Below are 14,677 nucleotides of genomic sequence, written 5' to 3' on the forward strand. Positions count from 1 at the left end.
CTCACCCGGCGGTAAGGGCTATCGGTCAACCTACCCCAAATCTGCCATCAGCACTTTTGACCGTCGCTGATAGTTGTACATCTCTTTTTTACTTTCCGGCAGGGAGTCGATATCCACCGGGGTAAAGCCGCGCTCCTGGAACCAGTGGATACTGCGGGTGGTGAGGACAAACAGTTTGCTCAAACCCATTTGTTTCGCCTGGGCTGCAATGCGCTCAAGCAATACTTCGCCGCGTGATGAACTGCGGTAGTCCGGATGGACCGCGACGCAGGCCATTTCGCCGATTTTTTCTTCCAGGAACGGATAGAGCGCCGCGCAGGCGATAGTCAGGTTATCGCGCTGAATGATGGTGAATTTATCGATCTCCATCTCCAGCTGCTCGCGTGAACGACGTACCAGAATACCTTGCTGCTCCAGGGGGCGAATCAGTTCGAGAATGCCGCCGATATCATTAATGGTGGCACGGCGGATCTGTTCCGCACTCTCCATCACAATCTGCGTACCGATACCGTCACGGGAGAACAGCTCCTGCAATAAGGCGCCATCTTCCTGATAACTGATCAGATGGCTGCGACGTACGCCACTTCGACAGGCTTTCATTGCGCCGCGCAGGAAACGCACTGTACCGGAGTGATAATCGCCTTGCTCTTCCAGCGATTCGACCCGGGACTGGGCTTCGTTCGGGAACATCTCGGAGACAATCTGCCCATCTTCGTTGTAGACGCCCTGTGATGAACAAAAGCCGATCATCTTTTCCGCTTTCAGTTTGATGGCCAGTTGTGTCGCAATCTCTTCTGAGGTGAGGTTGAAGCTTTCGCCCGTGACTGACACCGCAACGGGGCCGAGCAACACGATAGCGCCGCTGTCTAACTGACGGTGAATGGCTTCTTCATCGATACGACGGATACGCCCGCTATGGCAATAATCCACGCCATCATCCACGCCCAGTGGTTGGGCGATAATGAAGTTGCCGCTAACGACGTTAATGTGCGCGCCCTGCAATGGCGTATTGTTCAGACTCATAGAGAGGCGTGCAGTAATGTCCAGTTGCAGCAAACCAGCGGCCTGTTTTACCAGTTCAAGCGTTTTGGCATCCGTCACGCGGGTGTGTTTGTGATACACCGGTTCGTGGTTATGCGCGGCAAGATTTGCATCAATCTGCGGACGTGCGCCATACACCACCACCAGGCGAATGCCCAGGCTGTGAAGTAAGCCTATGTCGCTGACAATGCTGGAAAAGTTTTCATGTTCAATGGCTTCGCCACCCAGCATGATGACAAACGTTTTTCCCCGATGGGTATTTATATAGGGAACAGAATGGCGAAATCCCTGTACCAGTTCGGTTCTGCGTTCCTTTACCACGGCCAACCCTCACTGCATGATTATTCGTAAATTGTGTATTTTTATTCTTTTATGGCGCCAGGTGCAAGCCATAAATTAGCCTTAGACAAAGAATAATTCCTGCGTGCTCTTGCATGGATTGTGTATGTTTACCCTTTTATAGATGACAGTTTATGCGTCATTCGTTAAAGTTTTCGGTCAAATCTGACGTTTACTTAGTATTTCATCTTTTTTGCTCGGGAGAAGCATGTCGGGAAGTCAATCAAGGTTGAGCCGCCGCAGATTGTTACAAGGGGCGGGCGCTATGTGGTTATTGAGCGTGAGTCAGGTCGGTCTTGCCGCCGTCAGTCAGGTGGTGGCGGTGCGCGTCTGGCCTGCGTCAACCTATACTCGCGTGACCGTTGAGTCTAACCGTGTGCTTAAATATCGCCAGTTTGCGCTCAGCAATCCGGATCGGCTGGTTGTTGATATCGAAGACGTAAACCTGAACTCCGTTTTGAAAGGGATGGGGGCACAAATTCGCGGCGATGATCCCTTTATCAAATCTGCGCGCGTTGGGCAGTTTGATCCAAAAACGGTGCGTATGGTGTTCGAGCTTAAGCAGGATATTAAGCCGCAGCTCTTTGCCCTTGCGCCGGTAGCGGGGTTTAAAGAACGTCTGGTGATGGATCTTTATCCGGCGAACGCGAAAGATGTCCAGGATCCGCTGCTCGCGCTTCTGGAAGAATACAACCAGGGCGATCTGGAAAAACAGGTACCGCCTGCGCAAAGCGGGCCGCAGCCGGGGAAAGCGGGACGGGATCGACCGATCGTTATTATGCTTGATCCGGGCCATGGCGGTGAGGATCCGGGCGCCATTGGTAAATACCGGACCCGTGAAAAAGATGTGGTGCTGCAAATTGCCCGTCGCCTGCGCGCGTTGATTGAGCAGGAAGGCAATATGAAAGCCTACATGACGCGCAATGAGGATGTGTTTATCCCGCTGAAGGTACGCGTCGCGAAAGCGCAGAAGCAGCGCGCCGACCTGTTTGTTTCAATTCATGCGGACGCCTTTAGCAGTCGCCAGCCGAGCGGTTCGTCGGTCTTTGCCCTCTCAACCAAAGGGGCGACCAGTACTGCGGCGAAATATCTGGCGGAAACGCAGAATGCCTCCGACTTGATTGGTGGGGTGAGCAAAAGCGGCGATCGCTATCTCGACCACACGATGTTCGATATGGTGCAGTCGCTCACTATCAATGACAGCCTTAAGTTTGGCAAAGCGGTGCTCAATAAGCTGGGCAATATTAATAACCTGCATAAAAACAGTGTCGAACAGGCCGGCTTCGCGGTACTGAAAGCGCCGGATATTCCGTCGATTCTTGTTGAAACGGCGTTTATCAGTAACGTGGAAGAAGAGCGTAAGCTTAAGACGGCGAAGTTCCAGCAAGAGGTGGCGGAGTCGATTCTGGCAGGAATTAAGGCGTACTTTGCCGATGGCGCAACGCTGGCGAGAAGAGGCTAGTTTTTAGGCATATTTTTATTCGCGGCGGCAACACAATGAATCCCCGGGAGCGTACAACGGTACGTGACGGGGGTGAATGAAGGCAGTCAACAAAGGTGCAGCAAGAAGGGCGAAGAATAAAAACAAAAAAACACCCATAAGGGTGTCTGTTGTATTGGTTGCGGGGGCCGGATTTGAACCGACGACCTTCGGGTTATGAGCCCGACGAGCTACCAGGCTGCTCCACCCCGCGTCCGTCTTTACTCTTCATCGAGTAAATGTGCATCAGATTGTTATTGGTTGCGGGGGCCGGATTTGAACCGACGACCTTCGGGTTATGAGCCCGACGAGCTACCAGGCTGCTCCACCCCGCGTCCGTCTTTACTCTTCATCGAGTAAATGTGCATCAGATTGTTATTGGTTGCGGGGGCCGGATTTGAACCGACGACCTTCGGGTTATGAGCCCGACGAGCTACCAGGCTGCTCCACCCCGCGTCCGTGGATGCGCACTATACTCCGCTAACATTATGATGCAACCCTTTTTTAACGGAATGGCGGATTAGCGTGACATTTGTATAAAAACAGTACGATAAGATTGTTTTTTGTACTGCATTTGCGTCAGGTTGCGCAATCGCATTTCATTAGCAGGGGCGGTTTGTTATCTTCATCACGCTCCGGATTAACCAGAAGATGAGAGAAATGAAAGGACGTTGGGCAAAATATCTACTCGCAGGCGCAATGGCAGCACTTCTCGCCGCCTGTACTTCAAAGCCGACCGATCGCGGTCAACAATATAAGGACGGGAAATTCTCCCAGCCTTTCTCTCTGGTAAACCAGCCTGATGCGACTGGCGCACCGATTAACGCGGGCGACTTTGCCGAGCAGGTGAATCAAATCCGCACCGCTTCTCCGCGCCTCTATTCAGGACAGAGCAACGTTTATAATGCGGTACAGCAGTGGCTGCGTTCGGGGGGCGATACCCGCACGATGCGTCAGTACGGTATCGATGCCTGGCAGATGGAAGGGGCAGATAACTACGGTAACGTTCAGTTCACCGGTTACTACACACCGGTCATACAGGCACGCCACACCCGCCAGGGCGAGTTCCAGTATCCGATTTACCGCATGCCGCCCAAACGAGGGCGTCTGCCTTCCCGCGCCGAGATTTACGCAGGCGCATTGAGCGACAGCTATGTGCTGGCGTATAGCAATTCGCTGATGGATAACTTCATCATGGATGTTCAGGGCAGCGGCTATATTGATTTTGGTGATGGCAGCCCGCTTAACTTCTTTAGCTATGCTGGCAAAAACGGCCATGCCTATCGCAGCATCGGTAAGGTACTGATCGACCGTGGCGAGTATAAAAAAGAAGATATGTCGATGCAGGCTATCCGCCACTGGGGTGAAACCCACAGCGAAGCGGAAGTGCGCGCGCTGCTGGAAGAAAACCCGTCATTCGTCTTCTTTAAACCCCAATCTTATGCGCCGGTGAAAGGTGCGAGTGCAGTTCCGCTGATTGGTCGCGCCTCCGTGGCCTCCGATCGCAGCATTATCCCGGCGGGGACCACGCTGCTGGCAGAAGTGCCGTTGCTGGATGTGAATGGCAAATTTACCGGTCAGTATGAATTACGGCTGATGGTGGCGCTGGATGTCGGCGGTGCAATCAAAGGCCAGCACTTTGATATTTATCAGGGCATTGGCCCGGATGCGGGTCACCGCGCCGGGTGGTACAACCATTATGGACGCGTGTGGGTGCTGAAAACCGCGCCGGGGGCGGGTAACGTCTTTAGCGGCTGAGTGTGATACGCTAAAACTAGTTTTTAAAAATAATGGATTTATGGAGTGGTGTCGCCCCGGATGGCGGCGCAAGCGCCTAATCTGGCTACGGTCCTGTAGCCCCGGTAAGCACAGCGCTACCGGGGAGGTGTCCCGGATGGCGGCGCAAGCGCCTAATTCGGGCTACGGTCCTTTAGCCCCGGTAAGCGCAGCGCCACCAGGGAGAGTCCCGGATGGCGGCGCAAGCGCTTAATTTGGGCTACGGTCCTGTAGCCCCGGTAAGCGCAGCGCCACCGGGGAATTCCCCTAATTTCATCGCTCCAGGGTTGTCAGCAACATCATGGGTGAGGGAGAAACCTCACCCGTTTTACATCTGAGGTCTTATGTCTGTGGTAATTAGCGATGCCTGGCGTCAACGTTTTGGCGGCACGGCGCGTTTATACGGTGAAAAAGCGCTGCAACTGTTTGCCGATTCACATATCTGCGTCGTTGGTATCGGCGGGGTCGGTTCATGGGTTGCTGAGGCGCTGGCACGAACGGGAATTGGCGCTATTACCTTGATCGATATGGATGATGTTTGCGTGACCAATACCAACCGGCAAATTCATGCCCTGCGCGACAATGTCGGACTGGCGAAAGCGGAAGTAATGGCGCAGCGCATTTCACTGATCAACCCGGAGTGCCGCGTCACTGTGATTGATGATTTCGTGACGGCCGATAACGTCGCCCGGTATATAGGGGCCGGTTACAGCTACGTGATTGATGCCATCGATAGCGTGCGCCCTAAAGCGGCGCTGATCGCCTGGTGCCGTCGCAATAAAATTCCGTTGGTGACAACCGGCGGTGCGGGTGGACAGATCGATCCGACGCAAATCCAGGTGGCCGATCTGGCGAAGACTATTCAGGATCCGCTGGCAGCGAAACTGCGCGAGCGCCTCAAAAGCGATTTTGGCGTGGTCAAAAACAGCAAAGGCAAACTGGGTGTGGATTGTGTTTTTTCCACCGAAGCGCTGGTTTACCCGCAGGCAGATGGTTCAGTGTGCGCCATGAAAAGCACGGCAGAAGGGCCGAAACGGATGGATTGTGCATCAGGTTTTGGCGCCGCGACCATGGTGACCGCCACCTTTGGTTTTGTGGCGGTGTCCCATGCACTGAAAAAAATGATGGCAAAAGCGGAGCGTCAGGCAAGCGCCTGACGTGCAGCATCCTGCACGGCGGCGGCCAGGGCCGCCAGCCCCTGATTACGTGAAGCGCTAAGCTCGGTGCGTAATCCCAGTTCGTCAAAGAGCGCCAGCGGATCGCCCGCCAGCAATGCCTGCGGCAGTTTGCCTTCAATGGCGGTCAGCAGCACGGCCAACATACCGCGTACGATCCGACCTTCGCTGTCGCCAAAAAAATGCAGCGTGCCGTTTTCTGCTAGTGTATATCCCAGCCAGACACGGTTTTCACAGCCAGCAATCTCACGCGCCTGCGCTTTGAGTTCATCTGAAAGCGAGGGTAACTGTTTGCCCAGCAAAATCAGCTGGCGGTATTTGTCTTCCCACTGTTTGAGGGGAAGAAAGGTCTGGCGTAGCGTCTCTTCGGTAATGGTGTGACCAAAGGGATGCCCGGCAAATGCGACGTTAATCATCAATCCACCAGTAAATCTAAGGCGCGGTCAACGGCGTCAACCAGCGCGTCCACATCATGTTGAGTATTATAAGGCGCGAAAGAGGCGCGAAGCGTCCCTTTTACCCCAAGCGCTGCCAATAAGGGTTGCGCGCAATGTTGCCCGGCTCGCAGGGCAATGCCATAACCCGACAGCAGAGTAACCATATCGCTGTGGTGTACGCCGTCAAAATCGAAGGCCAGCAGGCTGGAATCCTGGCAGCGGAAAGAGCGAAAGCCTGCGCGTTTAGCAAGCGCGTCTTCAGCAAGCGTCGCCAGCCCACGGCTGTAGCTTTCCGCCTGGGCGATATCAACACCATTAAGCCACTCCAGCGCCGCGCCCAGACCAATCACCCCGGCCACATTTGGCGTCCCGGCCTCAAGTTTGTACGGTACAGGCTGCGTCTGAAAACCCTCAAATGTCACCTCGGTAATCATTTTGCCGCCGCCTAACCATGGTGACATGGCCTCCAGCAGATGCGATTTACCGTACAGCACGCCGATGCCCGTTGGGCCATAGAGCTTGTGACCAGAAAAGGCATAAAAGTCGATGTCCAGACGCTGAACGTCTGCCGGGAAGTGCACGACCCCCTGTGCGCCATCCACCACCACGACCATGCCTGCCTCGTGAGCAATAGCGATAGCCTGCTCCAGGTTCGGGCAACCACCAGTGACGTTCGACATCTGCCCCAGGGCGAGAATGCGGCTGCGTGGGGTGATAAGCTGCGGTAATTGACTGATATCAGGAAGGTTATCTGCTCCCAGCGGCAGCTTGATCACCCGTGCGCCGGTCTGTTCAGCAACCATCAGCCACGGTACCAAATTAGCGTGGTGCTCGGCTTCGCTGACGATGATTTCATCGCCGGTATTCAGACGAGGACGTGCATAACTTTGCGCAACCATATTGATGGCTTCGGTGGTACCGCGCGTCCAGACGATGTTCTTGCCCGACGGGGCATTGAGCAGCGTCGCCACCCGATCGCGGGCGGACTCGTAACGCGCTGTCAGTTTTTGCGCTTCGGCGAACTGGCTGCGGTGTACATTACCGGCGCTCAGGCTATAAAACTGCTGCGTTGCATCGATGACCGCCTGCGGTTTTAGCGCTGTGGCTGCGCTGTCCAGATAAATACCGGCATCGGCGAGCGCGGGAAACTGGGCGCGAAACTGCGCCGGGTTGAAAGCGTTCATGGTATTCCTCGTATCAATCTGTTGATCGTCGCGCAAATTTCTCCCCGGAGCAAGGAGGTTGATAACCATCGGAATTGTCTGTTTGTCCATGCAACCTTCTGTAAGCAGGTTATGCTATTTAGTGTTAGATGGATGTTTAAGCCTGTCAGTTATTGAGGTTTATTTAGCATTAATTGCTATGAGGAGAAGAAGATGAAAAAGACTGCTGCAATTATTTCTGCCTGTTTATTTACTTTTGCACTGAGCGCCTGTTCCGGTCCTAACTACGCCTTACACACCAATGACGGGCGTACGATCGTCTCCGACGGGAAACCGAAGACTGATGATCAAACCGGTATGATTTCGTATAAAGATGCCAACGGCAACGAACAGCAAATCAACCGTAGCGATGTGAAAGAGATGGTTGCGCTGGAGAAGAAATAACGCCGTTTTTAGGGCAAAAAAAAGCACCGCAATCTTGCGGTGCTACATTAATCACTATGGACAGACAGGGTAAATGTACAGGAAGTGAAAAAGGGTAGTCTCGCTACCGTGGCCTGAATTTCAGACCAATTGCAAACACAACAACACAACATCACAACCGTAAGCCAAAAGCCCTTCAGAACACGCATTCCAAAAAAAGCTTCTCGTTCCGGCTCAGGAAGTGCCGCCACTATAGGTATTTGCTGGTAGAAGCTCAACGGACAAATTATAATGGCTCAGATAAAAAAAACTAATAGGTTACATGTTGTTTCCTGTTTGTTAAAACGCCTTAACATCTAAGCCTGATAACCATGTCCAAGCGATTACCACCCCTTAATGCATTACGTGTTTTTGATGCTGCAGCACGCCATTTAAGTTTTACGCGCGCGGCAGATGAGCTATTTGTGACGCAGGCCGCAGTAAGCCACCAAATCAAGTCTCTCGAGGATTTTCTGGGGCTCAAATTGTTTCGTCGGCGTAATCGTTCTCTGCTATTAACCGAGGAAGGGCAGAGTTATTTTCAGGATATTAAAGAGATATTTTCCCAACTGACCGAAGCCACGCGTAAACTCCAGGCTCGCAGTGCGAAAGGGGCGTTAACGGTCAGTTTGCTGCCCAGTTTTGCCATTCAATGGATGGTGCCCCGCCTCTCTAGCTTTAACTCAGCTTATCCGGGAATCGACGTTCGAATTCAGGCCGTAGATCGTCAGGAAGACAAACTGGCGGATGATGTTGATGTGGCCATTTTTTATGGTCGCGGCAACTGGCCGGGGCTGCGTGTTGAAAAATTGTACGCGGAATACCTGCTGCCGGTCTGCTCACCGTTATTATTAACCGGCGATAAACCTTTGAAAACGCCGGCAGATCTTGCGCAGCACACGCTGTTGCACGATGCGTCTCGTCGGGACTGGCAAACTTATACGCGGCAATTGGGTCTTAGTCTTAACGTTCAGCAGGGACCTATTTTTAGCCATAGCGCGATGGTGCTACAGGCAGCAATCCATGGACAGGGGATCGCACTGGCCAACAATGTGATGGCACAGTCCGAAATTGAAGCAGGCCGTCTGGTCTGCCCATTTAATGATGTTCTGGTCAGTAAGAACGCGTTTTATCTGGTTTGTCATGACAGCCAGGCAGAACTGGGTAAAATAGCCGCCTTTCGACAGTGGATCCTGGCAAAAGCGGCAAGCGAACAGGAAAAATTCCGTTTCCGCTACGAACAATAATTGTACGCGCGGTAAGCGCATGACTTTAGGGTACGCACATGACCAGCCGTTTCATGTTGATTTTCGCCGCTGTGAGCGGTTTTGTTTATGTCGCGCTGGGAGCATTCGGCGCGCATGTTTTAAGTAAATCGATGGGTGTTGTTGAGATGGGCTGGATCCAGACCGGCCTTAACTACCAGGCATTCCATACGCTGGCGGTTTTGGGACTGGCGGTGGCGATGCAGCGTCGTATCAGCATCTGGTTTTACTGGAGTAGTGTATTTCTGGCCCTGGGCACGGTGTTATTTAGCGGCAGTCTGTATTGTCTGGCGCTTTCACATCTGCGTTTGTGGGCCTTTGTCACCCCTGTTGGCGGCGTCTGCTTCCTGGCAGGGTGGGTGTTAATGTTTATTGGTGCAATCCGTCTGAAACGTAAGGGCGTTGTTCATGAATAAAGTTGTTTTACTGTGCCGCCCTGGTTTCGAGAAAGAGTGTGCCGCAGAGATTACCGACAAAGCCGGACGCCGTGAGGTGTTTGGTTTTGCCCGCGTTAAAGAGAACGCGGGTTATGTCATTTTTGAATGTTATCAGCCTGATGACGCGGACAAACTGGCGCGTGAACTGCCGTTCAGTTCGCTGATCTTCGCCCGTCAGATGTTCGTGGTAGGCGAGCTGTTACAGAATCTGCCGCCGGAAGACCGCATCACTCCGATCGTGGGGATGTTGCAGGGTGTCGTGGAAAAAGGCGGTGACTTACGCGTTGAAGTGGCAGACACTAACGAAAGCAAAGAGCTGATGAAGTTCTGCCGCAAATTCACCGTGCCGCTGCGTGCGGCGCTGCGTGAGGCGGGTATTCTGGTTAACTACGAGACGCCGAAGCGTCCGGTAGTGCATGTGTTCTTTATTGCGCCAGGCTGCTGCTATACCGGCTACTCTTACACCACCAACAATTCACCGTTTTATATGGGTATTCCGCGTCTCAAGTTTCCTGCCGATGCGCCGAGCCGCTCAACGCTGAAACTGGAAGAGGCGTTCCATGTGTTTATCCCGGCCGATGAATGGGACGAGCGTCTGGCGAACGGTATGTACGCGGTGGATCTGGGCGCCTGTCCTGGCGGCTGGACCTATCAACTGGTGAAGCGCAACATGTGGGTTTTTTCGGTTGATAATGGCCCGATGGCGCAAAGCCTGATGGATACCGGGCAAGTAACCTGGCTGCGCGAAGATGGCTTCCGCTATCGTCCGAACCGTAACAACATTTCATGGATGGTCTGCGATATGGTGGAAAAACCCGCCAAAGTCGCCGCGCTGATGGCGCAGTGGCTGGTTAATGGCTGGTGCCGAGAGACCATTTTCAACCTCAAGCTGCCGATGAAAAAGCGCTATGAAGAGGTTTCGCAGAATCTGGCGTATATTCAGGAACAGCTAAAAGAACATGGCATTAATGCCGAAATCCAGGCGCGCCAGCTTTACCATGATCGCGAAGAAGTGACGGTCCACGTCCGTCGCTGGTGGGCTGCGGTGGGGGGACGTCGCGACGAGCGCTAAGCCTCTCCTGTCAAACTGACCTGCCTGGCAGGTCAGTTTGCTCGCCAGCTTTTACAGACTACATGCCGGTGTGATCCCTTTCTTTACTACCACATTGCCGATGGGCTCTCTCCGGCCTGGGTATGACGTTACCCGTAGGCTGGTTACCGGGAAAGACGCAGTTGCTGCAAATTACCGTCAATATGGATATCCGTTTGCAGGCGTGAGATATCGCGGCATACAAAGGCCATCTCCTTATGTTCAGCAAGCTTTTTGCGCCACTTTTCCGGCACCTCGTCCAGACGGGCATAAATACCCTCCAGATCCTGAAAGTCGGTCAGCAATTGCGCCGCGCTTTTCGGGCCTATCCCTGCGACCCCCGGTATTTTTGAACTGCTGATGCCCGCAAGACCCCAGTAGTCGGGGAGTTGCCGCGGCGAAACGCCAAATTCGCTGGCGATAAAGGGAGTATCCAGCCAGCGCTTTTGAAAATAGTCGCGAATGCGGATGCCCGGCTCCAGAAGCTGACAATAGCCTTTATCTGTCGAGATAATGGTGGCCTGATGCCCTGCTGTTGCCACTTTACAGGCGAGCGTGGCGGCCAGATCGTCAGCTTCGTTGCCCGGCGACACCCAGCTTTGTACGCCGCGCTGCGCAAATGCAGCACGCAGGTCCGGCATCTCATCATGCAGGGTTTCCGGCATCGGCGGTCTTCCGGCTTTGTAATCGGGCAACCTCTGGTGTCGCCAGCTTTGGTTGCGGGCCTCATCGTCAAATACGGCGACCGCATGGGTGGGTTGGCTGTGGAGAATCAGCTGATCCAGCGCGTGCTGGCAGGTGGTGACACAGGGCGACCCCTGAACAGCATGAATACGTCGAATAAGGTTGAGCGCGTCAACAATGAGCAGATGGATAGCCACCGTTCCCTCCAGGCCATGATACAGGCGCTCAGGGTAACATTGACGGAGCCGGGAGACTATCCGCAGCAGGGGATTCGGGAAGACGCCTCGTAAAACGAGGCGTCGGATGATTAATCGCAGGCCACAATTTTCATCGCCAGTCCACCGCGAGAGGTTTCGCGGTATTTAGCGTTCATATCCTTGCCCGTTTCGTACATGGTCTCGATAACTTTATCCAGGCAAACGCGCGGCTCGCTGGTCCGGCGTAGCGCCATCCGCGCGGCGTTCACCGCTTTTACCGAGGCGATGGCGTTTCGTTCGATACAGGGTACCTGCACCTGTCCGGCCACCGGGTCGCAGGTCAGGCCAAGATTATGCTCCATGCCGATTTCTGCGGCAATGCACACCTGAGCCGGGCTGCCACCGAGCAGTTCAGCCAGCCCGGCGGCGGCCATAGAGCAGGCGACACCGACTTCACCCTGGCAACCCACTTCCGCGCCGGAAATCGAGGCGTTCATCTTATAGAGCGAGCCAATAGCGCTGGCAGTGAGCAGATAGCGCGCCAGCGAGTTAGCGTTGACCTCACGGATAAACTTGTCGTAGTAGGCCAGCACCGCCGGCACAATGCCGCAGGCGCCGTTGGTCGGGGCTGTCACCACACGACCGCCCGCCGCGTTTTCTTCATTGACGGCCAGCGCGAACATATTAATCCAGTCGACCACTGCCATCGGATCGCTGGTGGTTTTATCGCTGCTCACCAGCAGACGCCGCAACGCCGCCGCCCGGCGCGGAACGCGCAGTTTGCCCGGCAGGACGCCTTCGGTAGTGATACCGCGTTCGATTCCACTGCGCATGACATCCCATACGGCGGATAGATGCGCCTCCAGTTCTGCCTTGCTGTGCAGCGCCAGCTCGTTTTGCATCATCAGGCCGGAAAGGGAGAGTCCGCTTTCACGGCAGTGCTGCTGCAACTCCGCCGCGGATTTGTACGGATAAGGTACGGCGACAGGGGCGTCATTGCTCTGGCCAAAGTGAGCTTCATCAACAATAAAACCCCCGCCGATAGAGTAATAAGTCTGGCTATACAGAACTTTTTCACCGTTCAGGGCGGTGATGCGCATCCCGTTTTCATGCAGCGATAAATTATCTGCATGGAAATTCATGCACTTATCGACCGGGAACTCCACTTCATGGGCACCGTTTGCCAGTAGCAGCCGCCCGTGGGTATTAACGTCCTGAATAAAATCAGGAATGGCGTCGATATTCACCGTGTCCGGCAGGTTTCCCGCCAGCCCCATAATGATGGCGATATCGGTATGGTGACCTTTCCCGGTCAGTGAGAGGGAACCGTAAACGTCAACCACAACGCGGGTGACGTTTTGCAGCATGTCGCGTGCGATCAGGTCGTCCGTGAACTGCTTACCGGCTTTCATTGGCCCAACGGTGTGAGAACTGGAAGGGCCAATACCGATTTTAAAAATATCGAATACGCTGATCATGATGCAGTATCCATAGCTAAGAAGATCAGAGGAAAAGCGCCGCCGTGCTGACGGCGCTAAGTGGTTAGCTGAACAGAGAGAAGAAGATGGCGGAGATAGCGATAAGACCCATCACAACCACAAAAAGGTTACTGATATGGCCGCTGTATTTACGCATAGCCGGTACTTTATGAATGGCGTACATCGGCATCAGGAACAGAATCATCGCGATAATCGGGCCGCCCAGGGTTTCGATCATCCCGAGAATGCTCGGGTTCAGCGTCGCAACGGCCCAGGTGGTCACCAGCATAAATAGCGCAGTGATTTTGTTCAGTTTATTGATTTCAATGGATTTTCCTTTGCCGCGCAGGGATTTAATCACCATACCGTTAAAGCCTTCGCGCGCCCCCAGATAGTGGCCGAGGAAGGATTTGGTAATGGCGATAATCGCGATAATCGGCGCCATCCAGGCGATAACTGGCGCGTTAAAGTGGTTTGCCAGGTACGACAAGATGGAGATGTTCTGTGCTTTTGCCGCGGCCAGGTCTGCCGGGGAGAGGCTCAGTACACAACTGAACACAAAGAACATCACGGTCAGTACCATCATGATGTGCGCGTAAGAGAGAATGCGCGCACATTTACGTTCGGCCTCGATGCCGTATTCTTCGCGTTTTGCGACAGCGAAAGAGGAGATAATCGGTGAATGGTTAAAGGAGAACACCATCACCGGAATCGCCAGCCACAGCGTCATCCACAGACCATTGCCTGTCGCATTTGCGCTGCTCAAAGAGAGGGTATCCAGTGCGCTGGTGCTCCACTGCGGTACCAGATACAGCGCCAGCATCATCAGTGCGACCACAAACGGGAATACCAGAATACTCATCGCTTTGACGATCATTTGCTCACCAAAACGAACGATAGTCATCATGCCGACAATCAGAATCAGCGACAGGATAGCGCGCGGCGGTGGGGTCAGGGCCAACTGGTGGGTCATAAAGCTTTCCACCGTATTGGTAATCGCCACGCTATAGACCAGCAGGATCGGATAGATAGCAAAGAAATAGAGCAGGGTAATCAGCTTGCCAGCGCCTTTACCGAAGTGTTCTTCTACGACTTCGGTGATATCTTCCCCTGGGTTTTTACCAGAAAGGACGAAACGGGTCAGGCCGCGGTGGGCGAAGAACGTCATGGGGAAAGCGAGAATCGCCATAATAATCAGGGGAATCATCCCACCAACACCCGCGTTAATGGGCAGGAACAGAACCCCTGCGCCAATGGCGGTGCCATACAGTCCGAGCATCCACATGGTGTCCGTTTTACGCCATGCGCTTCGCGTCTCAATTGAAGCAACGGTGCCGGTTTGAGTCGTTTCCATCTAATATCTCCAGGGAAGTAAATGCCGTTTTTTGGTCAAATCCAATGCCAAAGAACACGGCGGTAATACGAAATTCTGCGCTTTTACGGTTTTCTTATAATTTCTTCTCGTAACTATTGGCGGGCGGCACGATACATTTATGTTATGAATGGATCAGTGATCCCGATCGCAAATGCAATAATCCACTTTTTATATGGTTAATGTTGGGGTAAAGCTCTGCTAACTGATCGCCGCATGAAATTTATGGGCGCGAAGGCTATCATTAGCGGAATTCACAAGCAAAGTGTGTAAGTTAAAAC

General features: G+C 53.6%; 13 protein-coding genes and 3 tRNA genes. 7 read left to right on the forward strand and 9 right to left on the reverse strand.

Annotation, left to right across the window (positions count from 1 at the left end; genetic code table 11):
* Positions 1-30: 30 nt before the first annotated feature.
* Positions 31-1,362 (reverse strand): amino-acid N-acetyltransferase, encoded by a 1,332-nt coding sequence (gene argA, locus AB182_RS04360; RefSeq protein ID WP_047373178.1) that lies wholly within the window; start codon positions 1,360-1,362, stop codon positions 31-33.
* 226 nt (positions 1,363-1,588) lie between these two features.
* Here argA and amiC point away from each other — a divergent pair, with 226 nt between their 5' ends.
* Positions 1,589-2,842: an N-acetylmuramoyl-L-alanine amidase AmiC gene (gene amiC / locus AB182_RS04365; protein ID WP_071845827.1), complete on the forward strand. Its 1,254-nt coding sequence runs from the start codon at positions 1,589-1,591 to the stop codon at positions 2,840-2,842.
* 155 nt (positions 2,843-2,997) lie between these two features.
* On the opposite strand, the gene AB182_RS04370 is transcribed toward amiC, so the two are convergent.
* From AB182_RS04370 to AB182_RS04380, 3 genes are all read right to left on the reverse strand, one after another.
* A tRNA-Met gene (locus AB182_RS04370) sits at positions 2,998-3,074 on the reverse strand.
* Between the two features lie 44 nt (positions 3,075-3,118).
* A tRNA-Met gene (locus AB182_RS04375) sits at positions 3,119-3,195 on the reverse strand.
* Positions 3,196-3,239: 44 nt separating this feature from the next.
* Positions 3,240-3,316 (reverse strand) — tRNA-Met (locus AB182_RS04380).
* Positions 3,317-3,520: 204 nt separating this feature from the next.
* Between AB182_RS04380 and mltA the strand changes: the two genes are divergently transcribed.
* On the forward strand, positions 3,521-4,618 hold the full coding sequence (mltA, locus tag AB182_RS04385; RefSeq protein ID WP_047369043.1) for a murein transglycosylase A: 1,098 nt from the start codon (positions 3,521-3,523) through the stop codon (positions 4,616-4,618).
* A 362-nt stretch (positions 4,619-4,980) separates the two neighbouring features.
* Positions 4,981-5,793 (forward strand): tRNA cyclic N6-threonylcarbamoyladenosine(37) synthase TcdA, encoded by an 813-nt coding sequence (gene tcdA / locus AB182_RS04390; protein WP_047369044.1) that lies wholly within the window; start codon positions 4,981-4,983, stop codon positions 5,791-5,793.
* Here the strand turns inward: tcdA and csdE are convergent.
* Together csdE and csdA are read right to left on the reverse strand one after the other, a co-directional pair.
* Positions 5,778-6,227, reverse strand: coding sequence for a cysteine desulfurase sulfur acceptor subunit CsdE (csdE, locus tag AB182_RS04395; RefSeq protein WP_047369045.1), 450 nt, complete (start codon positions 6,225-6,227; stop codon positions 5,778-5,780). The genes tcdA and csdE overlap by 16 nt on opposite strands.
* Positions 6,227-7,432 carry a cysteine desulfurase CsdA gene (gene csdA / locus AB182_RS04400; RefSeq protein ID WP_047369046.1) on the reverse strand — a complete coding sequence of 402 codons (1,206 nt, stop codon included), beginning with the start codon at positions 7,430-7,432 and terminating at the stop codon, positions 6,227-6,229. The genes csdE and csdA overlap by 1 nt, the downstream gene beginning before the upstream one ends.
* A gap of 192 nt (positions 7,433-7,624) precedes the next feature.
* On the opposite strand from csdA, the gene AB182_RS04405 reads away from it, so the two are divergent.
* The 4 genes from AB182_RS04405 to rlmM all read left to right on the forward strand — a co-directional run bounded on the left by AB182_RS04405 (position 7,625) and on the right by rlmM (position 10,647).
* Complete coding sequence (locus AB182_RS04405) at positions 7,625-7,855, forward strand: YgdI/YgdR family lipoprotein (protein ID WP_039077092.1); 231 nt, start codon at positions 7,625-7,627, stop codon at positions 7,853-7,855.
* Between the two features lie 350 nt (positions 7,856-8,205).
* On the forward strand, positions 8,206-9,120 hold the full coding sequence (gene gcvA / locus AB182_RS04410; RefSeq protein WP_047369047.1) for a glycine cleavage system transcriptional regulator GcvA: 915 nt from the start codon (positions 8,206-8,208) through the stop codon (positions 9,118-9,120).
* Positions 9,121-9,158: 38 nt separating this feature from the next.
* Positions 9,159-9,554 carry a DUF423 domain-containing protein gene (locus AB182_RS04415; RefSeq protein WP_039077090.1) on the forward strand — a complete coding sequence of 132 codons (396 nt, stop codon included), beginning with the start codon at positions 9,159-9,161 and terminating at the stop codon, positions 9,552-9,554.
* Positions 9,547-10,647: a 23S rRNA (cytidine(2498)-2'-O)-methyltransferase RlmM gene (rlmM, locus tag AB182_RS04420; RefSeq protein WP_047369048.1), complete on the forward strand. Its 1,101-nt coding sequence runs from the start codon at positions 9,547-9,549 to the stop codon at positions 10,645-10,647. Before AB182_RS04415 ends, rlmM begins: the two co-directional genes overlap by 8 nt.
* A 143-nt stretch (positions 10,648-10,790) precedes the next feature.
* Here rlmM and xni read toward each other — a convergent pair whose 3' ends face one another.
* The 3 genes from xni to AB182_RS04435 all read right to left on the reverse strand — a co-directional run bounded on the left by xni (position 10,791) and on the right by AB182_RS04435 (position 14,378).
* Positions 10,791-11,546 carry a flap endonuclease Xni gene (gene xni / locus AB182_RS04425; RefSeq protein ID WP_047369049.1) on the reverse strand — a complete coding sequence of 252 codons (756 nt, stop codon included), beginning with the start codon at positions 11,544-11,546 and terminating at the stop codon, positions 10,791-10,793.
* A gap of 110 nt (positions 11,547-11,656) precedes the next feature.
* A complete protein-coding gene (locus tag AB182_RS04430) occupies positions 11,657-13,024 on the reverse strand; it encodes an L-serine ammonia-lyase (RefSeq protein ID WP_047369050.1) in 1,368 nt (455 codons plus the stop codon).
* Between the two features lie 64 nt (positions 13,025-13,088).
* A complete protein-coding gene (locus AB182_RS04435) occupies positions 13,089-14,378 on the reverse strand; it encodes an HAAAP family serine/threonine permease (RefSeq protein ID WP_047369051.1) in 1,290 nt (429 codons plus the stop codon).
* Between the last annotated feature and the right edge of the window lie 299 nt (positions 14,379-14,677).

It is taken from the genome of Phytobacter ursingii, assembly GCF_001022135.1.
GTDB lineage: Bacteria > Pseudomonadota > Gammaproteobacteria > Enterobacterales > Enterobacteriaceae > Phytobacter > Phytobacter ursingii.